Origin of the sequence: Bacillus cereus group sp. MYBK222-1 (assembly GCF_051916425.1) — a bacterium.
GTDB classification, from domain to species: domain Bacteria; phylum Bacillota; class Bacilli; order Bacillales; family Bacillaceae_G; genus Bacillus_A; species Bacillus_A paranthracis.
In genome coordinates, this window is the sequence record NZ_JBQAGP010000007.1 from 113900 (window position 1) to 134580 (window position 20681).

Below are 20681 nucleotides of genomic sequence, written 5' to 3' on the forward strand. Positions count from 1 at the left end.
TATCTATTCTTTTTTGTACAACTTGGATTTAGGGGGAGACAACATGCGTAACACCAATTTACAAGCGATGATCGAATCTGCTATTCTTGCAGCCTTCGCCATGGTCATCGACATTTTACCATTATCAATCAAACTTCCAACAGGCGGTTCCATTTCATTTGCTATGATTCCTATTTTTATTATCGCTTATCGCTGGGGCTTTAAATCAGCTTTCTTAGGTGGTTTAGTTTGGGGACTATTACAAATTGTCGTGGGAGATGCTTACATTTTAACACCTGTTCAAGCATTCATTGAGTACTTCATTGCCTTTGCTTTTATCGGATTTGCTGGCTTATTCTATCGTCCAATTCAAAAAGCACTTTTAACTTCTAATGAAAATAACTTAGAACAATCCAGTTTAGGTAGCCGTAAAGACAAACCTTCATCAAAACAAAATGAAGGAAAGAAAGTTCTTGCTTATATTATCCTTGCTACATTTATCGGTAGCTTTGCCCGCTACTTCTGTCACTTTATTGCCGGTATCATTTTCTGGGGACAATATGCGCCAAAAGGTCAATCAGCTGTGCTTTATTCATTAATCGTAAATGGTAGTACAATGATTGGTTCCTATATTTTATGTACCGTTTTACTTATATTTTTATTCCTTACTTCACCACGCTTATTCAAGAGCATCAATGCTTATCAAATAAATGCAAACAAAAAGGGCGCTTAATAAGCGCTCTTTTTTTCATATCGTAATATCAATTAAAAATACAATAAATGCGCAAAGAAAAATAAATACTACCATACCTAGTAAATTGCTATTCACGGCTAATCTACTCCTTACATAACCTCATTTTCTAACCAGATTATATCGTTTAAAAATAAAGATTAAGTAAAGATAATATGAAAATAAATTAAAAAAGCGTAGATTATATTGTCTACGCTTTTTTCTGTAAATAAAAATAAAATAACACACCATCTTCTGTATTCTTTACTCCATATTCAGCATCATGCAGTTCTAAAATATTCTTTGAAATGGCAAGCCCAAGACCTGTTCCACCTTGCGAACGCTGACGAGCTGCATCCACGCGATAAAAACGATCCCAAATTTTATCTAATTGTTCTTCTTCTATGTGAGTACCTTTATTTTCAATACATACTTTTATACAATCCTTCTCATCTATTGTAGAAATAATAATATCTTCTTTATTTGGTGTATAACGTATCGCATTCGTAATGAAATTTACGATGACTTGTTCAATCCGGCCTTGATTTGCGACTACTTCAAATGGACCTATATGTTTATGAACACGAAGTTCTTTTTTCTCTATTTCTACAGAAAGGTGTTCACATATATCTTCAATTACTGTATCAATATAAAATGAATCCTTTTTCATTTTATATGTGCCTGACTCAAACTTAGCTAACTCCAGCATATCCAAAATTAAAGTATCCATTTTGTCTACTTCCCGTTCCATCGCTTGAAAATAGTACTCTTTTTTATGCTCAGCTACTCCATCTTTTAAAATAGAAATACAGCTTTTCATAATACTCAGCGGTGTTTTTAGTTCATGCGAAACACCAGAAATGAATTCTTTCCGCGTCTTTTCTAACTTTCTTTCCTTTTCAATATCTTGTTCTAGCTGTCCAATATGTGAATTGAGTTTATTCGATAGCACATTAATATTTTTCGATAAATCACCAATTTCATCTTTTGAAGTAATTGGTATTTGTTCTGTGAAATCTAAATGCGCTATTTTCTTCGTTGTATCATTTATTTTTAATAACGGCTTTGCGATTTGCTTAGAGTAATAGAATGAAGCTAGAAAAATAAGAACAACTACAAATGCAATGATGTAAATGTAGTAATCTTGCACCATTTGTACAGCTTCATCTACAGGCTGTAAAGAAGCCATCGCATATATATATGTGACGGATCCGTCTTTTTCTTTTATTGGTTTGATTAATAATTTATATTTAATATCATTTTTTTCATAGTCCATTGTTTGTGTAGTAGATTGTATGGGCTTGCTCTCTTTCAATAATAAATCCGTTTGAAATTCTTTTATGTTATCTAAAAAGATGCTATTTTTATAAATTGGATTTATAGGACCTGTTACATCCGGAAGCTGAACTTTCGTAACACGCCCTCTTATGTGAATATCTGGTTCTTGGGCAGCTTGCTCCTGAACTGCCGGCTTCTTTTCCTTACCAAATTGTTCCTCAGCTGCTTTCTTTTTCTCCTGATCTAATTTACTCATTTTCTCATTAAATGCTTTTTCTAACGGTTTATTAAATCCATTCAAATTTTGCTTACCTAGCGAAAAAGAGAATGGAATAAAACTTTCTTCTTTTTTCACTCCAGAAAAATAAATTTCTTGTCCTAAAAATGGATCTGATGATTTATTATCAATCTCTTCTATATTGACGAGATTGTATAAGGGAATTTTGAATATTTGTTGTCCAAAGCTCTTTTGTTGCCTACGATCTATCGTTACCTCAAAATAAAAATCATCCGCATGTTTTAAATTCCCATTTTGATCTAATGTCGTAATCCACGTATTATTTTCTCTTAAAAAGTCTTGCTCTAGCTTCTGAATTCCTTCTGCACTTCCTGCATAGTTCAAATAATTCTTTTCGAAGGAATTTAAATTCACTTTAATGTCTTCTACTTTTCGATTCGCGTAATATTGTTTAAAAAATATCGTTTGTCCAATAAAAATCGTCGCTAAAATTAACATACATAATGCTGTTGTGAGGGTAAATAATTTTAGTACAACCCCTTTTCTCATACATTCCCCTCAAATTTATAACCTGTTCGTACTACAGTTGTAATGTACTTTGCTTTCTCTCCTAATTTATTTCGCAAATTACGAATATGACTATTAACCGTTCGATCGTCACCAGCAAATTCATATCCCCAAATTTTTGAAATGAGTTGCTCTCGTGTTAAAACAATCCCCTGATTTTTCATCAAGTACGCTAATATTTCAAATTCTGTATGAGTTAAATTAATGTCTGTTTTATCTACCGTAACAGTACGCGATGGAAAATGGACATGAATACCATGAATTGATAATGTATCATCTTCATTCTCTAAAAGTCGCTTCGTCACTTTTCTACTTTCTAATAACCTTTTCGCTCTTGCTAATAAAATTGGCGGACTATACGGCTTCGTCACATAGTCATCTGCTCCAAGTTCAAAGCCAAGTAACGTATCATCTTCATCAACACGTGCCGTCAGCATAATGATAGGAACCTCAGATGTTTTACGGATTCTTCGGCAAACGGACCACCCATCAAGTTCCGGCAACATAATATCAAGAATAACTAAATCAACCTCTTCTTCCTCAAATACAACTAAAGCTTCTTTCCCGTCCCTTGCTTCAAACACTACATATTGCTCACTTAAAAAATAATCTTTTAATATTTCACGCAAAATATCTTCATCTTCTACAATTAAAATGTTTTTTGCCATAACTTATATCCCCCTCTCGCTTTCAGAAACTATAATTTCATTTTGAATAACTAGCAGTTAACTTCGCCTCGATAATATATCTATCCGGTGCATCCCCTATATAATTAAATGGATAGCAAGTCGTCAGTGTTAATATCTGTTCTTCTTTTTTTATAATAACAGTACGATCATCCGCATGGGTAATCCACTTCTTTTGAATTTCATATGTGTACGTTTTATTATCATACTCTAAAACAAGAGTATCTTTTTCTTTTAACTCTCCTAAATCTGTAAAGACCGTATCCCGGTGCCCACTTAGTACAGTATGGCCCCCTCCAGATGGCGTTGTCGTTACATCACTAACGAACATTCCAACCCCTTTTTTCAGCGTTGCATCATCCGCTCCCCAATATACAGAAAACTTCTTCTTTATTTTCGGTATATGTAACATCGCTACCTTTTCTCCTTCTTTATGCTCTGTTTGAGAAGAAGGGACTTGAGAAGTTACGGGGGTTTCATGTGAAAGTTGATTATGTTGTATATTGTTAAGGCTCTTTATTTCTTCCTTCGTTAGTTGCCCGGCAGAGCTTTTTCCTTTATACCATTCCACAGCATAATATGATCCCATAAATAGTCCTATAGCCATCAATATGATACCGATATAATTGAGTAACTTCATTCTTCATTCCTCCATGCCAAAAATGGTAGGAATAACCTACCATTTTTAATATATGAAATTATCCCATTCTTTATAGGGCAATATTGTAATTACGCCTTAACTTTATTGCGACGTTTCAAACCAAATAATGTCCCTACCCCTACAAAGCATGCGCTTAGTGCCATCATTGCTACATTATTAGAAGCTGTGTTTGGTAATTTTTCACCTTGTACAACTGGCTTTGCTACTTCTTTTTTAGTTGCAGTATTTTTTTGTTGCACTTGTGCTGCCTCTTTTTTTGCTTTATCATTTTTCAACTGTTCTTGTGCTATTCTCTTTTTCTCCTCTTCGCCTTTTTGCTGTTCTTGTGCTATTCTCTTTTTCTCTTCCTCACCTTTTTGCTGTATCTTAATCGCTTCTTCTTTTTTAGCCTTATCTTGTTGTACTTGCGCTGCATCTTCCTTTGTTACTGTTCCAGTATCGGCACTTGCTACTGAAGAATATCCTACTGCTAAAAGTGCCATTGCACAGATTGGTAATAGTTTCTTTTTCATTGTATTTCTCTCCTTTTATACGTTTTACATCACTTCGCATCGGATGTATCACTAGAATAAACAAGAGATATAAATATAAGATGCAGATAAAATATATTTCATTTAAAGATTTCATTGTAAAAAAGGTTATCCGAAATCATCTTCGGATAACCTTTTAAAATTAATCTACACTTAAGGCCTTCTTGCCCATTTGATTATAAATACTTGCAAACCGGCTCTTACTCACTTTTACATTTTTCGTTCCATAGAAAGGATCATTATAGTATACGTAATTATCATCCACTCCTGTTAAAACAACCGCATGCGTATTCATTCTTGCAGAAATTGTCTTTCCACCTGGTGTTTTCCACGTTGTAATTGGTCTTGGATTATTTAAAGCGACAGTCACCCACGTTACTACTGGTTTTCCATTTCTCACATAGTCTTCTAAAACAGAAAGATCATTTCCAGTTAAATTCGTTCCTCTTGCATATTTATCTAACAAACGTTTTAGTGGTTCGGGATTAATAGAATATCCTGGCGTATTTCCTGTCACATCACCTACAAACCCTACATCTGGATCTCCCCAAATTTGTGATGATGTTTTATAGTTCTTTAATTTCGTTTGATCAAAAGGCATTTCAAAAGCAAATGCTACTTTATTTAACGAGCGACCAATTTGATGTTCTACAAGCATTTGTAAAGAAACGACTTCACAGCCATTATGCAATTCTGGGAATTGATACAGTGACGGTACGTTCAATATAACTTGACTACGATTAATATTCCCTTCATTAACCCACTTTAACCCATTACTAGTTTGAATTTGAATCCAACCACCGTCTCTCTCACCATAAACCTCGACTGTCTGTGGTGCATACCTTCCTGATACACGAGATACAAAACTTGGACTATCATAAGCAAAGAACACTTTAGATAAATACTTCGCTTCTTTTTTCGTATCCAACCATTGATAGCCTGCATATGTACGTATACGAAGCCAAGTTCCTCTTTCCTCTACAACCGTTACTGCTTGAGGCCCATAATAATCTAGTATATTCGCAGACCTGAAAGGAGCATCATAAGTAGTAAAGTCTCTATCAATCTGAACTTTTTTGTCTATTAAGCAGACCCACTTATAGCCTAAGGCCGTATAAACTTTAATCCAATTTCCTTCTCTTTCTTCAATAACCGTTACACTTTGCGGAGCATACTCACCTGAAATCCCTGAAGATAAGGATGCCTCATTATATGTCAAAAAGTTTTTATTCATATTCACTTTCTTTTCAACTAAACAAACCCACTTAAAACCAGTATCCGTATGAATTCTAATCCAGCCACCATCTCGCTCTTCATACACTGTTACTTCCCTAGGGCCATATTCCTTTGAAATTCCAGATGATAAAGATGGTCCATTATACGTAAAGAATTTTTTCGAAATGCTTATCTTCTTCATCTTCAATTCATTGTCTTTAGACTTATCTGTAACTGCGACGAGCTGTGCTGCCTCTGCACGTGTAATGGATCTATCTGGTTGCCAACGTCCTCCATCAACACCACTTGATATACCCATGCTTACTAAAATATTAATGAATTTCTCACCCCAATGATCTTTTACATCAGGAAATAATGTTGATAATTCTTCATGAACCTTTTTCTCTAGTTGATAGGCTTGTACTAACATCGTTGCCATAGCAGCTCTTGTCATTTGACCATTCGGATTAAATTTCCCATTTCCTTCCCCTTTAATGACTCCTGCCTTTTCCACAGCAGCAATATAAGGAGTTGCCCAATGATCTTGAGAGTCTGTAAAAGTTGGTTTCTCCCCCTCTTTAACTTCTAATTCTAAAATTTTCGCCATAATTGTTGCTGCTTCAGCTCTGCTTAATACTTTACTTGGTGAAAATGTTCCATCTGGCATCCCAGAAATAACTTTTTTATGAACTAAATAATAAACAGACTCTTGTGCCCATCCTGGAACGTCAGGAAATGATTGCGGCGCTACTTGCATTGTAATGGTAGCTTGTTTTAATTCTGTCTCTCTCTTTTCTTGTTCTTCTTTTTGCTTCCATTCAAATTCTTGTTTTGTTTGTTCCTCTTTTTGTTTTAGCTCAAGTTCTTGTTTTGCCTGTTCTTCTTTTTGTTTTAATTCAAGTTCTTGTTTTGCTTGTTCCTCTTTTTGTTTTAATTCAAGTTCTTGTTTTGCTTGTTCCTCTTTTTGTTTTAATTCAAGTTCTTGTTTTGCCTGCTCTTCTTTCTGTGTTAACTCAAGCTCTTGTTTCGTTTTCTGCTCCAATTCTAGCTGTTGCTTCTTCAATTCTTCCTGCTGTTTTCGTAATTCCTCTTGTTGCTTCTTTAGCTCTTCTTTCTTTTTTTGTTCTTCTAATTCTTCAAGTTTTTTTTCTTCTTGGCTATTATTTTCTTTTATTTCTAATGCATTCTTCTCTTCAAGTTCTTCTTGTTTTTTTAATTCAGCAGCTTTTTTCTCTTCATTATTATCCTTCACTTGTAACGGGTTCTTCCCTTCAAGTTCTGCTTGCTGCTTTTTCAACTCATCTAATTCCTGCTGTACTTCTTCCAGTTGTACTTTATGTTCACCATCTTGTTTCAGTAACTCGTCTTTTTTCTGTTTTAATTCATCTACCTTAACAAATAATTCTTTCTGCTGTTTTAAAATTTCTTCTCTTTTTTCTAATTCTATTTGTCGTTCTTTTACAGCTTCTAATTGTTGTTGCAGTTCGCTTTTCTCATTGCTCTGTATATAGGAAAAAGCTTCTATACTATTTCTCGTTTTATTTTCAATTTCCGCTAGCGAACTAGAAGGAAAGGTTAATAGATTTGTCGCTAACAAACTCGCTACTGCAATTACACTATATTTTTTCATCATACACACACCTTTTCGAATTTTATTACGATCATACTTTCATACTAAATGTAAAATGTAAGATTCCTCCATAATCATAGCAAATTTTTCCTCAAACAAAATACTTTTTTGCAAAAAAGAAAAAGAGCACTGTATGATACAATGCTCTTTTCGGGTGTGTGTCTCAATTATTTACATGTTACTTTCGCGTGATTTAGAAGTAGAATGGGCCGGAGCGATAACTAATTGTCTCGGCTCAGTTTTCTTTAAGTGATTTTTGACGTTACACTTACGACGTTGAACAACCCACGCTTTAATAGGGTTTGTCAAAATAATTTTTTGCTCTTCGTTAGGGGCCTCTTCTTCCAACCTACAACTCTCGCTCCATTTATTCCATTTCATTGTAAATTTAGAAGAAGAATGATCGTCTTCTCGATCAAACAAGTGCAAAAAATCCATCTCGCCAGCTAGCATTACGGTGTTGCTAGTTGCTAAAAAAGAAAAGGTCGTCCAACGTTTCTCCATGCCCTCCTACTCCTTTTTCACATATAGAGTGCCTAAAACTTAATTTACCTAAAATATGCTTGCCTTTTACCTTACACCCATAGTTTATCCAAAACACTACTATGCAACTATCGATTTCCCTTACAACTACCTTACATTTTTGTAAGAAACAAAAAAACCTTCACTATGCCTATGTGAAGGTCTCTTATTTCTTATCTATATGATCTTTCATATCATCAAGTCCAGCTTCTTGTAGCTGCGACATCATACCATGAGAAATTGCGCCTAATACTAAAGTCATTCCAATTAGTGAAATCCGAATCGCTGGTACATCAATTATATAAGCCAACAATCCAAGAACAATTGTTAATAGTAATGCTTTTATAAATGTTACAGTTGTGTACTGTTTCTTCTTCATTATCATCACCCTTTATGGAAGCGTTTTCTTAATATAATTAGTATATCATATCATCAGACGATTTTGTTCGTATTTTGTAAAAAATTACTATCTCCTTTGACTTTTTCCTTTCTATCCTTTACAGTCGAAATGTTCACAAGTTTTACACTGTAGGAGGACTCCAATGAATATTGAAATAAAAGACACTTTAATTTCTGAAGAACAATTACAAGAAAAAGTAAAAGAACTAGCACTTCAAATCGAACGTGATTTTGAAGGAGAAGAAATTGTAGTAATCGCTGTATTAAAAGGATCTTTCGTATTTGCTGCTGATTTAATTCGTCACATTAAAAACGATGTAACAATCGACTTTATTTCTGCATCTAGCTACGGAAATCAAACAGAAACAACTGGCAAAGTAAAACTATTAAAAGATATCGATGTAAACATTACTGGCAAAAACGTAATTGTCGTAGAAGACATTATCGATTCTGGCTTAACACTTCACTTCTTAAAAGACCACTTCTTTATGCATAAACCAAAAGCGTTAAAATTCTGTACGCTACTTGATAAACCTGAGCGTCGTAAAGTGGACTTAAAAGCTGAATATGTTGGCTTCCAAATTCCAGACGAATTTATCGTTGGCTACGGCATCGACTGCGCAGAAAAATATCGTAACTTACCATTTATTGCTTCGGTTGTAACGGAATAATCATATAACTTAAAAAATCGATAGTACATGAAATTTATATCGGCGATTTTCAAAATATATCGACCGTATCTTAAATTATATCGGCGATTTTTCAAATATATCGACTGCAACTCAAATTATATCGGCGATTTTTTCAATATATCGACTTACCGACAATAACCGACAATCTTAGCACCCTATTAATAGGAAGAAGCTGTTCTGAAATACATCGGAACAGCTCCTTCTTTCCATTACAAAAAAACAGGGAGAGATGAAAAATGACAAAGACAAAATTTGAAAAAGTACTCCTCATCGTAAATCCAAAAGCTGGACAAGGCGACTTACATACAAATTTAACGAAAATCGTACCACCTCTTGCCGCAGCTTTTCCTGACTTACATATCCTTCACACGAAAAAACAAGGTGATGCAACAAAATATTGCCAAGAGTTTGCTAGTAAAGTAGATTTAATTATCGTCTTTGGTGGTGACGGCACTGTATTTGAATGCACAAACGGCTTAGCACCTCTTGAAACTAGACCTACACTTGCGATCATTCCAGGCGGAACTTGCAATGACTTCTCTCGCACACTAGGCGTTCCGCAAAACATTGCAGAAGCAGCAAAACTTATCACAAAAGAACACGTAAAACCAGTTGACGTTGCAAAAGCAAATGGACAACATTTCTTAAACTTCTGGGGTATTGGACTCGTATCTGAAGTATCAAACAATATTGATGCAGAGGAGAAAGCAAAGCTTGGTAAAATTGGTTACTACTTAAGCACAATTCGAACTGTCAAAAATGCTGAAACATTCCCAGTTAAAATCACTTATGACGGACAAGTATATGAAGATGAAGCTGTCCTTGTTATGGTTGGAAACGGTGAATATCTTGGCGGCATCCCGTCCTTTATTCCGAACGTAAAATGCGACGACGGAACACTTGATATTTTCGTAGTCAAATCAACAGGTATTCAAGCATTTAAAGATTATATCGGAAAGAAACTATTTGAAGACTCAAATGCAAATGACATCTTCCATGTAAAAGCGAAATCCATTCATATCGAAACAGAAGAAGAAAAAGAAGTAGATACAGATGGAGAAAGTTCGCTTCATACACCTTGTCATATTGAATTGTTACAAGGGCACTTTACGATGATTTATAATCCTGCGGTTGTGTAATACAAAAAGACGAGCTAAAGTTTTAACATTTTAGCGCGTCTTTTTTATTACAAAGATATTTCAATATGAATTTTCGTAATCAAACTCCACCCAATTTTTCCAGTGCGTATTAGCATCCTTCTTCACAATAATACTTGGATCTTTCTTCTCTATTGCAGCGGCTACTGATTGGAAGAATTCATTTTCACTTACTTTTTCATCTTCAACATGTTTCCATTCTTCCGTTTCATACGCTACTTCCCAATTTCACTAGAGTATAACATAACCATACTTACCTCTGACATTATAATAATCCTACTTAAAAATAGCAGAATGGTCTATTTGCATCCTCTAGTTATTTTTAGATACAATTAAGAAAAGAAGCACCTTCATATAAGGGAGAGGACAACCTTTGTTCAACCAACAATTAGTGAATTTACGCATTGATTTTGCATTTAAACAATTGTTTGGTACGAATGGTAGTGAAGATATTCTCATTGCCTTTTTAAACGCGATGTTACAAGAGTCTTTAGAGTCACCTATTGCTTCTCTACAATTAGAAGATCCACATTTACACCGAGAACACGCAAATGATAAATTATCAATTCTAGACATTTCAGCAACATTAGACACAGGGACAAAAGTAAATGTAGAAATACAGCTTAATAATAATCACGATATGATGAAACGCAGTTTATATTATTGGGGAAAATTATACACATCCCAGTTACAAAAAGGTATGCCCTACAGTGCACTTCGTAAAACCATCACCATTAATTTATTAAACTTCATAATGTTTTTAGATCACAAAGAATTTCATACAAAGGGCACATTGTGGAATACACAACAACAGAAACTCTTGAGTGATGACATAGAAATTCACATTGTAGAAATTCCAAAGTTAACAGAACAGTGGCATGAAGAAAAAGTAAATCCGTGGAAAGGCCCATTTGCTCGTTGGCTTTTATTGCTTTCAGCAAATGAGGATGAGCACTTAACTAAACTATTGGAGGATATTGCTATGAACCAAGACCCTATTTTACAAAAAGCAATAAACAAATGGGAACGTATGAGTCAAGATTCCTCTTTCCGACAAGCCTATGACGCAAGGGAGAAAGTTTTAATGGATGAAGCAGCAAAATTCGCCCACGCAGAGACAGAAGGTATGAAAAGAGGCATGGAAAAGGGCTTAGAAAAAGGTATAGAACAAGGTATAGAGCAAGGTATAGAACAAGGTATAGAAAAAGGTCGAAAAGAAGGAGTTCAACAGGGAAAAATCCAAATGATTAAAAGTATGTATGATCTTGGTATACCACTTGAGACGATTGCTAAGGCAAGTAAATTAAGTGTACATGATGTTGAACGAATTTTAGAAAATAAATAATGATAAAAAGCGAAAGAGAACATAATTTTCACTATGCTCTCTTTCTCTCTTTTCTATTTACTAACGATCCCAAAATAAGCACGAACCGTCAACAAATAATAACCAATATAAATAACACTATACACGCCGATGCTAATTAACAACGGAACTGCAATTTCATACGGAAGTACTGTCGCTAATCCTGTTAATGCAAATAAAGTGTGTAATATGCCAACTACTAAAGGAATGAAGAAAATAAATCTCATTTGTTTTGCGATTGCCCTTTTCATTTCTTTTTTCGTGACACCTAGTTTTCGAAGAACGATGTAACGCTCACGATCTGCATGTGCTTCTGTTAATTGCTTGAAGTAAATGATAGACCCTGTTGCGAGTAAAAATACAAGTCCTAAGAACATACCACTAAACATCATTAAACCTGATACCTCAATACCATCACGGAAAATAGTATAGAAATCACTGAATTGTTCTTTACCTTCTGCATCTTCTTCCGGTATTACTTTCTTTAAATTCTCCGTTAATACTTTACTATTTCTTTCATCTTTCACATCAATATTTTTTACAGTATGAGAGCCAATTGTCTTCTTTGCTTGCTCATATACTTCGTCTGGAACAACAACTAGAAGTTCATATAAGTTTGTAATGTTTTTTGCTTGTACATCTTTCACTTGTACTGGTGCTACTTCTTCAATTTGGAATGTAGCTTTTCGATTTTTATATACCCCACTATCTCTCTTACCTTCACTGTACATACCATCAAATGCATACAATTCGTTCTTCTTTAAATCTAAAGTTTCTTCATTTAAATATTTTGCAATTTTATTAAATGATGATTGTGCGATAAGTTCTGTTGTTCTTGATTGTAATGAAGTTCCATCACCGTATTCTCCTACTACTTTTACTGTCTCTAATTCATATTGATGAATGACTTCATTCTTTCCTTCTTTTAAAATCCCACTCACCTTACGATCCAATTCTATATCTTTCTTTTCATATGAATAACTAACTGGGTGATATTTCTTCGCCTGCATATATGTGTTGTAATATATCGTAACAGACATTCCAACCGCTGTTAACGTTACTGCGCTTAATACAGCAATTGTCGCTAACGATTTTGCATTTCCTTTAATGCGGTATAGTAATTGAGATGTCGTCACCATTTTCATTCCATTATAAAATGAAGATTTTTTATCTCGCGCTCTTTTTAATGCAAAAACAGTAAAGAACTTAAATAATAAATACGTTCCAAGTACTGTTGCTAATACAATATAAAGCGCAAGTGGCATAAATTTATCGCTGCTTGCATTTTTAATAGCCGTTACTGAAAAGAAATAACCTGATCCAATTAATAATAAAGAAATGATAGCCATTATTTTAGAATCTTTTGGCATAACTTCGCCTTCGTTATCTGCACGAAATAGCTCGATTAACTTAAATTGATAAATAACGCGGTATCCTTTAAATGACGTATATAAAATAATGAAACAAAAAATAACTGCTGTATCTATAATAGCTCCAATTGGTACTTCAAAATGAACATTTACATGTAGCTCTAACATATTTACAAGTAGCTTTAGGAATCCTTTTGAAAGTAAGCTACCAATTACAATTCCTATTACTAACGATAATAAACCCATTAACATATTTTCATAAAAAAGCATTTTACCTATTTCTTTCTTTCGAATACCGAGTAAAGAATAAAGACCTATTTCCTTCTTACGCTTTCGTGTAAAGAAACCATTCGAATATATAATAAATACCGCAACGAAAATAATGAGCATAACACTCGCAAGCTGGAATCCTCGTCCGATGTTATCTCCAGCTTCACTTATTTGTGAATTGTATTGCAACGCCTTAAACGTAAAATAAATGACGATGCTAAAAATCATAGAGGCAAAGTATATAAAATAATCTTTAAAATTTCGTTTTATATTACGAAGTGCAATGCTAGATAAGCTCATTTGTCGCACCTCCAGATATGGAAGACATCATATCAATAATTTGCTGGAAGAACTGTTTTCGTGTCATCCCTTTACGATGTAATTCTTTATATAACTTTCCATCTTTAATAAATACAACACGTTTACAATAACTTGCCGCAAACGCATCATGCGTTACCATTAAAATCGTTACAAGATCTTTTTCATTTAATGTCTTCATACTTTCTAATAAATCCGTCGCTGACTTTGAATCAAGCGCACCAGTTGGCTCATCTCCAAAAATCATACTTGGACTTGTTACAATTGCCCTTGATGCTGCGCAGCGTTGTTTTTGTCCACCGGATACTTCATACGGATACTGATTTAAAATATGATCTATTCCAAACTTCTTCGCAATCTTCTCAACGCGAGATTCTACTTCTTTCGCCTTCACTTTTGACAAAGCAAGTGGCAATGCAATATTTTCTCGTACCGTTAACGTATCTAATAAGTTATAATCTTGAAAAATAAACCCTAAATGATTACGTCGGAATAACGCCAATTCATCATCATTCATCTTCACAATATTTTTTCCATCAATTAAAATCTCACCCTTCGAAACTGTATCAATAGTAGAAAGGACATTCAAAAGTGTCGTCTTACCAGAACCAGACGGTCCCATAATGCCAACAAATTCTCCCTCTTTCACCTGTAAATGAATATCCTTCAACGCTTCAAACGTATTACCGCCCGTATCATATATTTTCGAAATCCCTTTCGCTTCTAACATTGTTTTCATCTATTTGTACCTCCTGTTATAATTCGTGATGTTCTCTTTAAGCAACAGAATTCAGTATAGATACATTTTCTTAACAAATAGTGCTAGGGTTTCTTAATATTTTCTTAAAAAGAAATTCCATAATCAAAAAAGTCTGCAGTTGTTACACTGCAGACTTTCAAATGTTTAATAAATTGATTAAGCTAAATATGTTTGTTGTAACGCCTCTAAACCATCTTTATAAATGCCATGGAATAGATTAATTGCCTCTTCATCAGTAACCGCTACAGGAGTGAAGCTACCAGACCATTCAACTAATGATGTGTTAGCATCTTTACCTTCTTTAACACGGATTGTAGATAAATAATTCGTCACAGGGAATGGTGCTTGCATAATTGAATATGTGTAGTAACGTTCTTTCTCATTAAATGCTTCTAAGCGCTCTACGATTGCATCGCCATCAGGATTAGCTAAATGACGTACACGTCCACCTTCCGTTACTTTACTGCTAGGGATATATGGTAACCAATCTGGAAGTGCATCAAAACCTCCGATTAATTGCCATACTTGGGCAGGTGAAGCTGGAATTTCAATAGATGTAATAGTATTTGCCATTTTCATTACTCTCCTTTTTATTTAACGTTAATTGGTAGTGGTGCATTAACTGCAACTAATTTTTGTTCACGCATTTCTTCCCAGAACGCTGCTGGAATCACTGTTTTCAATGCAGCTTGGTCTTCTGCAATTCGTTCCGGTTTACTTGCACCTGGAATAACAGCAGCAACCGCTGGGTTAGCCAGTGAAAACTGTAAAGCAGCAGCTTTAATACTGATTCCATGACGATTGGCAAGGTTTTTCATTTTATTAACTTTTTCAATGATTTCTGGTGACGCTTTTTGGTATTCAAAGTGAGTACCTCCAGCAAGAACACCTGAGCTATATGGTCCACCAACAACAATGTCCATATTGTTTTTTACAGCCGCAGGCATTACGCGTTCTAACGCACGCTCGTGGTCTAATAATGAATAGCGACCAGCTAATAAAGATACATTTGGTTTTGCTTCTTCTAAGTCCAGCATAAGTTCAATAGCTTCTACTTTATTTACTCCAAGGCCCCAGCCTTTAATTACACCTTCATCACGCAATTGAGTAAGTGCACGGAATGCTCCTGTTCGAGCAATCTCAAATTGTGAAATCCACTCATCTCCATAAAAATCTTGTGCTACGTCATGAATATAAACAAAATCTAGACGATCTGTTTTTAAACGTTTTAAACTATCTTCAATAGAACGAAGAGTTGCATCCGCACTGTAGTCGTTGATGATTTTATTTTTACGACCAAATTCGAAAAGTCCGCCTTTTTCACCTAAATCACGTGTAGATGGATCTTCCAATTCATCTGAAATAATTCGACCTACTTTTGTACTTAAGAAGTACTCATCACGATTTCTTTTCGATAGTGCTTCACCAAGACGAATCTCTGCTAAACCAGATCCATACAGTGGAGCTGTATCAAAGTAACGAACACCATTATCCCAAGCAGCATCCACTGTTGCGATTGCTTCTTCCTCTGGAATATTACGGTACATATTACCTAGTGGTGCCGTACCAAAACCAAGTGTACCTTTTAATAAATCTTTCATTTAAAATCTCCTCCTAAAATCTATTTAAAAATGATGAATGAATATCAATTAATGTGACAAGGGCTGACCGATTAAAGCACGATAGTTATGAAAAATAACGTATATGCTTTTTAGTTCTACACTACTCATTTCCCTCTCACGTATGTAATTATGTCTTATCTACAACACAATAAAAAGTACGCACTTTAAAGTGTTATAGATACTAATAAGTAACAATTTTATGTTTCAACGTCTGTAGCTCCAAAATAAAATGATTTTATAAAAAAAACCTATTTTTGCGGAGATAACCGTAGAAATTATGAGTGGAACATAGAAAGTTGTTATTACTCTTCATTCAAAAAAGGCCAAAACGAACTGAAATATGTTCGTTTTGGCCTTTTTATCTTCTTTAAAAGATTACATTACATTTTGAACAAAAAGGAGCAGCATTCCCTCTTCTAATTTTCGCATCACATTTTGGACAATATACATATCGTTCTTCTATCTTTTCTCGTTCTATCATATGTAATGATACTATTCTCATACTACACATGATTCCAATTAAAATAAGGCTAACAATGAGTAGCATAACTTCCGCCCCCTCCACACCTAAATTTTACCATAAAATAAAACCGATTCTCTAAATTAAGAATCGGTTTTATACTTATAATCCTAACTTTACCTTTGCGCCGTCAGGAATTATTTCTTCTTCTATTTGCACTTTATCGTGTACAGACTTTCCTCTCGTAATTACATGCCAGTATGAACCTTTTTGCAATGTATCCACTCCATCAATTGTTATCTCTTTTTTATTTCCATCCTTGTCATATGTGTTCACTGTGTATGCACGGCCTTTATTTCCACCTAAATCTTTTCCATCATTATCAATTACCGCATAACGATATTCTAATTTAAGAAATGGGTTCATGGAATCTACTGTAGCACTCCCATTTAATAAATATGCCGCTCCTGCGACAATAACAAGTACTGCTCCAAAAATAAATCTTTTCATTTATATTCCGCCTTTTATTAAGTTTTCTTGAGAACATTTCTAAGTATAGTGCGCATTTCTTAATAAAAACTCGTACTGTTTCTTAACTTTTTCTTAATGTAGAAGAAATGTGGCGTTACATCTAGGTACATGAAATTATATCGGCGATTTTTCAAATATATCGAACACAACTCAAAATATATCAACGATTTTTCGAATATATCGACGTTTCGACAAGGAATATCGACTTACCGACAAAAACTGATAGTAGAAACAACAAAAAAGGCTGTCCAAAATGTATTTTGGAACAGCCTCCGCTACTTACTCACTACTGCACTTCTTTTTACATAAAACAAACTACCAATTAAAACGACAATTACGCCAAAATACACACCATACTCTATCGCAACTGCTACAATTCTTTCAATATGTTGTCCGAATAAAGAACCGAGCACAAAATAAATGAGCGTCCAAACAAATCCTGTCGTATAGGAATACAAAGCATATACCCGAAATGACATGTTATTCATTCCAACTACATACGGTACAATATGTCTTACAACTGGTATGAAGTAACTTGTAACTAACGCATAATGACCATATTTCTCTACCATTTGTTGAGATTTCAAAAGATATTTTGCCTTTTTCTTTTTCATTAGTTTATGAAGTACTTTTGTACCAAATATTTTCCCTAGTATATAACCTAAAGAAAGTCCGGATACAACTCCTAAATATGTTAATAAAAATGCAGGAATGATACTTAATATCCCTAGTGAAGAGACAAATCCGCCACTCATTACAATCATTTCGTCTGGAATTGGCATACCGATAATACCCAACCATAAACAGAAAAATAACGCCCAATAACCATACTGCTCAATATAGGATAATAATTCATGCAATTCCATTATGCATATACTCTCCTTAGCTCTTTTTTACAGCTAAAGACGTACGCTGGCGGGAAATTGAGCCACACTTTTTCTAATGTAATTTGAGGAAAGAAATGCTGTATAAATCCTTTTTTCACAAGTGAATATTGAAATGTTATGAATTCCCCATTCTCATGTATTGCTTCCATTGCATTATTTAAAATGCGTTTTGAAACTTCTTCTGGTAAAGAGGTAAAAGGTAATCCCGATAAGACATAATCCACGCATTCTATATGGAACTCTTCCATATACTTCTTTATATTTTCAGCTGAACCGTGTACAACAATAACGTTCTGCTCATCTTTATATTTTCTCTTTAACTCATTGCAGAACACTTCATTAATTTCAATAAGAAGAAATATTGTTCCCTTCTTTTTTCTCTTCATAATCTCCTTCGTAAAAACCCCTGTACCAGGCCCTAACTCTACGATGCATTTTGCTTTATTAAAATCAATTACATCTACCATTTTCTTTGCTAATATTTTTGAACTTGGCGCAACTGCACCAGTATGTTTCGGATGTTTAATAAATTCATGTAAGAATGTTATGAGCTGCATGTAAACCTCTCCCCATTTGTTCAATAGTTTTTAACTTGTTTTTAAGTATAACTATCGTTTCTTAACAAAAATTGAGGAGATTTCTTAAGATTTTATGAAGAATATATCATTTGTTCTTATATATAAACATCTCTCTTATATTTATTAATTTGGTATAATGGATATAAAAAATGAACTTTATGGAAGTTACCATCACTACGTCTATTTTCATACAACATCTGTAGAAATAAATCTGTCAATTATCTTTCATTATTATCCAACATATGTAATTATTTTGTATGAGCAAAGAAATTTAAATAATAAGAAATTTATATTTTGTAGAAACGAATATAGGTTCAAATATATTTCAAAACGATTTAAAAGGAGAAGATTATGAATAATTATATCAACATACAGCACTTATGCGACCTTGTACATAGCACTTTTCATGTACCCGTTCAATTTTTATCTACTAATAAAAAAATTGTATATGAATCTACTTCTCATACGATTGTTAGTCCGTTTTATTCTTCTAAAGAGGAACATCTGAATGAAATTTATCAAGAAAATGCTCCTTGTAATTTTCCAATTTTCAAAGGGAATAAGTACCTTGAGAATTTCATTAGCCTTCATATAACTGATCATGAACATATAAAAGGAACAATTATAATCGGCCCTACTACTTATCCAAAAGTATCAGATGAAATGGCGATTAAACTTATGAAATATTTTAACTGTACGAATAACATGCAACAAGGAGTAGACTACTATCAATTTCTACCTGAGATTAAAAAAAGTACGCTAATTGATATAAGTATTTGGTTACATTACGTCATTTTTAATGAAAAATTAGATCGCGATATTGTTTGGAAAAAAAATAAATTGCTCGAAGATGTTTCTTATAAAATCGTAAATCCTGATCTATACATTTCAAAACGTCTTCGGCATGATCCGCAACATTATGACATATCATTGGAACGTAAATTTTTTTCTGCAATTAAAGAAGGCAATAAAGAAAAAGTCATACAATATGCATATTCCTTCCCGCAAGAAGATTCAGCAATTTCATCTAAAGGAGATCAACTAAGAAACCAAAAAAATAATGGCATTATCGCCATTACGCTAGCTATTCGATATGCGATAGATGGTAATCTTCCATCACATATTGCTTTTTCACTCGGTACTTTATATATTCAAACCATTGAAAAACTAGACAACATGTATTCCGTAAATAGATTAATTGAAGATGCATTATGTACTTTTGCAGAACGTGTAAAAGAATATAATAATCAAGCATATTCTAATGCCATTACTACATGCTTAAATCATATTCACAAACATATTTACGATGAAATAACTCTTAATGACCTTGCTAACCTTTTACATATTTCCCCTACTTATTTATCAAAGCTATTTAAAAAAGAAGTGGGAATTCCTTTAAGTGAATACATCCAGAGGGAACGAGTAGAAGAAGCCAAAAAGTTATTAACATTAACGACCTACCCACTATCAGATATTTGTGCCTGGCTCAACTTTAATGATCAAAGCTATTTTACGAGAGTCTTCAAAAAAATTACTAACATGACTCCTAGACAATATCGTGAAAATCATACCGTTATATAAAAACGCTTTCTTAATAGAGGGTGAGATAGTTGTCATACTTGCTCACCTCCCTCCATTTGATTTCCTCTCCTTCATCCAAAATAAAGTTTTAATCCTCTTCAAAAAAGTACAAAAATGACAAATAAATTACTATAAATAAGTGAATGAATTTGATAATTTTTTAGTACTAAGCAAATTCGGTTCCCAATCAGACATAATAAAACTAACACAAGGTACTTCGGAATGATCAGCAGTAGTTACTTCCATAGTGATTAACCTTCCTATATAGAAAATATATTGTTAGGAGAATAGAAAGCATGAGTAGTACAAATATATCAAAATCGGTTCAATTGACTAGTATGTCTAAACAATCTGCTCACATGAAAGAATCGGGAAAAGTATCATCATACGATGATAGAGAAAGAATTGAAGACACTTTATTACGCTCATTCATTTCAGAAAAACAAATATTGGTCACTTATTATAAAGATAATTATTTCCCTACAATGTATATGACTGTAATTGAATTAAACCCTTTGAAACGTTCTTTAATATGTATAGATACCTTTGGCCGTAAACATACCTTTAGTTTCATCGACATAATTGATGCACGTTAATTATTTCTATACAAAAAAGCCACTCACCTATAAAAATTAGGTAAATGGCTTTTTCCTTCCT

21 protein-coding genes and 1 pseudogene are annotated in these 20681 nt (G+C 33.8%); 6 read left to right on the top strand and 16 right to left on the bottom strand.

Annotated features, from left to right (window positions below; translation table 11 throughout):
• Window positions 1-43: 43 nt before the first annotated feature.
• Window positions 44-712: an energy-coupled thiamine transporter ThiT gene (thiT, locus tag ACTFR9_RS23140; RefSeq protein WP_001246599.1), complete on the top strand. Its 669-nt coding sequence runs from the start codon at window positions 44-46 to the stop codon at window positions 710-712.
• 208 nt (window positions 713-920) lie between these two features.
• Here thiT and ACTFR9_RS23145 read toward each other — a convergent pair whose 3' ends face one another.
• The 7 genes from ACTFR9_RS23145 to ACTFR9_RS23175 all read right to left on the bottom strand — a co-directional run bounded on the left by ACTFR9_RS23145 (window position 921) and on the right by ACTFR9_RS23175 (window position 8418).
• Window positions 921-2774 carry a sensor histidine kinase gene (locus tag ACTFR9_RS23145; RefSeq protein ID WP_001225472.1) on the bottom strand — a complete coding sequence of 618 codons (1854 nt, stop codon included), beginning with the start codon at window positions 2772-2774 and terminating at the stop codon, window positions 921-923.
• Window positions 2771-3460: a response regulator transcription factor gene (locus ACTFR9_RS23150; RefSeq protein WP_001097107.1), complete on the bottom strand. Its 690-nt coding sequence runs from the start codon at window positions 3458-3460 to the stop codon at window positions 2771-2773. The genes ACTFR9_RS23145 and ACTFR9_RS23150 overlap by 4 nt, the downstream gene beginning before the upstream one ends.
• A 37-nt stretch (window positions 3461-3497) precedes the next feature.
• Window positions 3498-4118 carry a class D sortase gene (locus ACTFR9_RS23155; RefSeq protein WP_000771577.1) on the bottom strand — a complete coding sequence of 207 codons (621 nt, stop codon included), beginning with the start codon at window positions 4116-4118 and terminating at the stop codon, window positions 3498-3500.
• A gap of 89 nt (window positions 4119-4207) precedes the next feature.
• Window positions 4208-4651 (bottom strand): LPXTG cell wall anchor domain-containing protein, encoded by a 444-nt coding sequence (locus ACTFR9_RS23160; RefSeq protein ID WP_000728008.1) that lies wholly within the window; start codon window positions 4649-4651, stop codon window positions 4208-4210.
• A 160-nt stretch (window positions 4652-4811) separates the two neighbouring features.
• The gene (locus ACTFR9_RS23165; RefSeq protein WP_025991606.1) at window positions 4812-7517 is read right to left on the bottom strand and encodes an S-layer homology domain-containing protein; all 2706 of its coding nucleotides are present in this window, start codon (window positions 7515-7517) and stop codon (window positions 4812-4814) included.
• Between the two features lie 168 nt (window positions 7518-7685).
• Window positions 7686-8018 carry a hypothetical protein gene (locus tag ACTFR9_RS23170; RefSeq protein WP_000415598.1) on the bottom strand — a complete coding sequence of 111 codons (333 nt, stop codon included), beginning with the start codon at window positions 8016-8018 and terminating at the stop codon, window positions 7686-7688.
• A 184-nt stretch (window positions 8019-8202) separates the two neighbouring features.
• On the bottom strand, window positions 8203-8418 hold the full coding sequence (locus ACTFR9_RS23175) for a hypothetical protein (protein WP_002156638.1): 216 nt from the start codon (window positions 8416-8418) through the stop codon (window positions 8203-8205).
• 160 nt (window positions 8419-8578) lie between these two features.
• On the opposite strand from ACTFR9_RS23175, the gene hpt reads away from it, so the two are divergent.
• Complete coding sequence (gene hpt / locus ACTFR9_RS23180) at window positions 8579-9106, top strand: hypoxanthine phosphoribosyltransferase (protein WP_001019304.1); 528 nt, start codon at window positions 8579-8581, stop codon at window positions 9104-9106.
• Between the two features lie 257 nt (window positions 9107-9363).
• On the top strand, window positions 9364-10266 hold the full coding sequence (locus ACTFR9_RS23185; RefSeq protein WP_000167903.1) for a diacylglycerol/lipid kinase family protein: 903 nt from the start codon (window positions 9364-9366) through the stop codon (window positions 10264-10266).
• A 60-nt stretch (window positions 10267-10326) separates the two neighbouring features.
• Here the strand turns inward: ACTFR9_RS23185 and ACTFR9_RS23190 are convergent.
• Window positions 10327-10512: pseudogene (locus tag ACTFR9_RS23190) on the bottom strand (DUF7003 family protein); the annotation flags it as partial.
• A gap of 145 nt (window positions 10513-10657) precedes the next feature.
• Here ACTFR9_RS23190 and ACTFR9_RS23195 point away from each other — a divergent pair.
• Window positions 10658-11629 carry an Rpn family recombination-promoting nuclease/putative transposase gene (locus tag ACTFR9_RS23195; RefSeq protein WP_229136278.1) on the top strand — a complete coding sequence of 324 codons (972 nt, stop codon included), beginning with the start codon at window positions 10658-10660 and terminating at the stop codon, window positions 11627-11629.
• A 53-nt stretch (window positions 11630-11682) separates the two neighbouring features.
• Here the strand turns inward: ACTFR9_RS23195 and ACTFR9_RS23200 are convergent, their stop codons facing one another.
• The 8 genes from ACTFR9_RS23200 to ACTFR9_RS23235 all read right to left on the bottom strand — a co-directional run bounded on the left by ACTFR9_RS23200 (window position 11683) and on the right by ACTFR9_RS23235 (window position 18422).
• The gene (locus ACTFR9_RS23200) at window positions 11683-13587 is read right to left on the bottom strand and encodes an ABC transporter permease (protein ID WP_000059446.1); all 1905 of its coding nucleotides are present in this window, start codon (window positions 13585-13587) and stop codon (window positions 11683-11685) included.
• Window positions 13574-14344, bottom strand: a complete 771-nt coding sequence (locus ACTFR9_RS23205) for an ABC transporter ATP-binding protein (RefSeq protein ID WP_000855632.1) — start codon at window positions 14342-14344, stop codon at window positions 13574-13576. The genes ACTFR9_RS23200 and ACTFR9_RS23205 overlap by 14 nt, the downstream gene beginning before the upstream one ends.
• A gap of 177 nt (window positions 14345-14521) precedes the next feature.
• A complete protein-coding gene (locus ACTFR9_RS23210) occupies window positions 14522-14938 on the bottom strand; it encodes an SRPBCC family protein (RefSeq protein ID WP_000024113.1) in 417 nt (138 codons plus the stop codon).
• A gap of 17 nt (window positions 14939-14955) precedes the next feature.
• Window positions 14956-15966, bottom strand: a complete 1011-nt coding sequence (locus tag ACTFR9_RS23215; protein ID WP_073541048.1) for an aldo/keto reductase — start codon at window positions 15964-15966, stop codon at window positions 14956-14958.
• 388 nt (window positions 15967-16354) lie between these two features.
• Entirely contained in the window at window positions 16355-16534 is a 180-nt protein-coding gene (locus ACTFR9_RS23220; protein WP_000924672.1) for a hypothetical protein, read from the bottom strand.
• Between the two features lie 75 nt (window positions 16535-16609).
• Entirely contained in the window at window positions 16610-16957 is a 348-nt protein-coding gene (locus ACTFR9_RS23225) for a YxeA family protein (RefSeq protein WP_048551156.1), read from the bottom strand.
• A 296-nt stretch (window positions 16958-17253) separates the two neighbouring features.
• On the bottom strand, window positions 17254-17844 hold the full coding sequence (locus ACTFR9_RS23230; protein ID WP_061131988.1) for a DedA family protein: 591 nt from the start codon (window positions 17842-17844) through the stop codon (window positions 17254-17256).
• Window positions 17844-18422: a class I SAM-dependent methyltransferase gene (locus ACTFR9_RS23235; RefSeq protein WP_071743380.1), complete on the bottom strand. Its 579-nt coding sequence runs from the start codon at window positions 18420-18422 to the stop codon at window positions 17844-17846. The genes ACTFR9_RS23230 and ACTFR9_RS23235 overlap by 1 nt, the downstream gene beginning before the upstream one ends.
• 372 nt (window positions 18423-18794) lie before the next feature.
• On the opposite strand from ACTFR9_RS23235, the gene ACTFR9_RS23240 reads away from it, so the two are divergent.
• Complete coding sequence (locus tag ACTFR9_RS23240) at window positions 18795-20024, top strand: helix-turn-helix domain-containing protein (RefSeq protein ID WP_229136279.1); 1230 nt, start codon at window positions 18795-18797, stop codon at window positions 20022-20024.
• Window positions 20025-20320: 296 nt separating this feature from the next.
• Complete coding sequence (locus tag ACTFR9_RS23245; RefSeq protein ID WP_000099615.1) at window positions 20321-20620, top strand: YolD-like family protein; 300 nt, start codon at window positions 20321-20323, stop codon at window positions 20618-20620.
• The last annotated feature ends 61 nt before the right edge of the window (window positions 20621-20681 follow it).

Bases quoted from the DNA above. Each gene is read 5' to 3' on its own strand.
- ACTFR9_RS23225 (WP_048551156.1), bottom strand. From the start codon at position 16,957: ATGAAAAGATTTATTTTTGGAGCAGTACTTGTTATTGTCGCAGGAGCG.
- ACTFR9_RS23235 (WP_071743380.1), bottom strand. From the start codon at position 18,422: ATGCAGCTCATAACATTCTTACATGAATTTATTAAACATCCGAAACAT.
- hpt (WP_001019304.1), top strand. From the start codon at position 8,579: ATGAATATTGAAATAAAAGACACTTTAATTTCTGAAGAACAATTACAA.
- ACTFR9_RS23200 (WP_000059446.1), bottom strand. From the start codon at position 13,587: ATGAGCTTATCTAGCATTGCACTTCGTAATATAAAACGAAATTTTAAA.
- ACTFR9_RS23245 (WP_000099615.1), top strand. From the start codon at position 20,321: ATGAGTAGTACAAATATATCAAAATCGGTTCAATTGACTAGTATGTCT.
- ACTFR9_RS23230 (WP_061131988.1), bottom strand. From the start codon at position 17,844: ATGGAATTGCATGAATTATTATCCTATATTGAGCAGTATGGTTATTGG.
- ACTFR9_RS23205 (WP_000855632.1), bottom strand. From the start codon at position 14,344: ATGAAAACAATGTTAGAAGCGAAAGGGATTTCGAAAATATATGATACG.
- ACTFR9_RS23170 (WP_000415598.1), bottom strand. From the start codon at position 8,018: ATGGAGAAACGTTGGACGACCTTTTCTTTTTTAGCAACTAGCAACACC.
- ACTFR9_RS23220 (WP_000924672.1), bottom strand. From the start codon at position 16,534: ATGCTACTCATTGTTAGCCTTATTTTAATTGGAATCATGTGTAGTATG.
- ACTFR9_RS23240 (WP_229136279.1), top strand. From the start codon at position 18,795: ATGAATAATTATATCAACATACAGCACTTATGCGACCTTGTACATAGC.
- ACTFR9_RS23165 (WP_025991606.1), bottom strand. From the start codon at position 7,517: ATGATGAAAAAATATAGTGTAATTGCAGTAGCGAGTTTGTTAGCGACA.
- ACTFR9_RS23160 (WP_000728008.1), bottom strand. From the start codon at position 4,651: ATGAAAAAGAAACTATTACCAATCTGTGCAATGGCACTTTTAGCAGTA.
- thiT (WP_001246599.1), top strand. From the start codon at position 44: ATGCGTAACACCAATTTACAAGCGATGATCGAATCTGCTATTCTTGCA.
- ACTFR9_RS23215 (WP_073541048.1), bottom strand. From the start codon at position 15,966: ATGAAAGATTTATTAAAAGGTACACTTGGTTTTGGTACGGCACCACTA.
- ACTFR9_RS23145 (WP_001225472.1), bottom strand. From the start codon at position 2,774: ATGAGAAAAGGGGTTGTACTAAAATTATTTACCCTCACAACAGCATTA.
- ACTFR9_RS23150 (WP_001097107.1), bottom strand. From the start codon at position 3,460: ATGGCAAAAAACATTTTAATTGTAGAAGATGAAGATATTTTGCGTGAA.
- ACTFR9_RS23210 (WP_000024113.1), bottom strand. From the start codon at position 14,938: ATGGCAAATACTATTACATCTATTGAAATTCCAGCTTCACCTGCCCAA.
- ACTFR9_RS23185 (WP_000167903.1), top strand. From the start codon at position 9,364: ATGACAAAGACAAAATTTGAAAAAGTACTCCTCATCGTAAATCCAAAA.
- ACTFR9_RS23155 (WP_000771577.1), bottom strand. From the start codon at position 4,118: ATGAAGTTACTCAATTATATCGGTATCATATTGATGGCTATAGGACTA.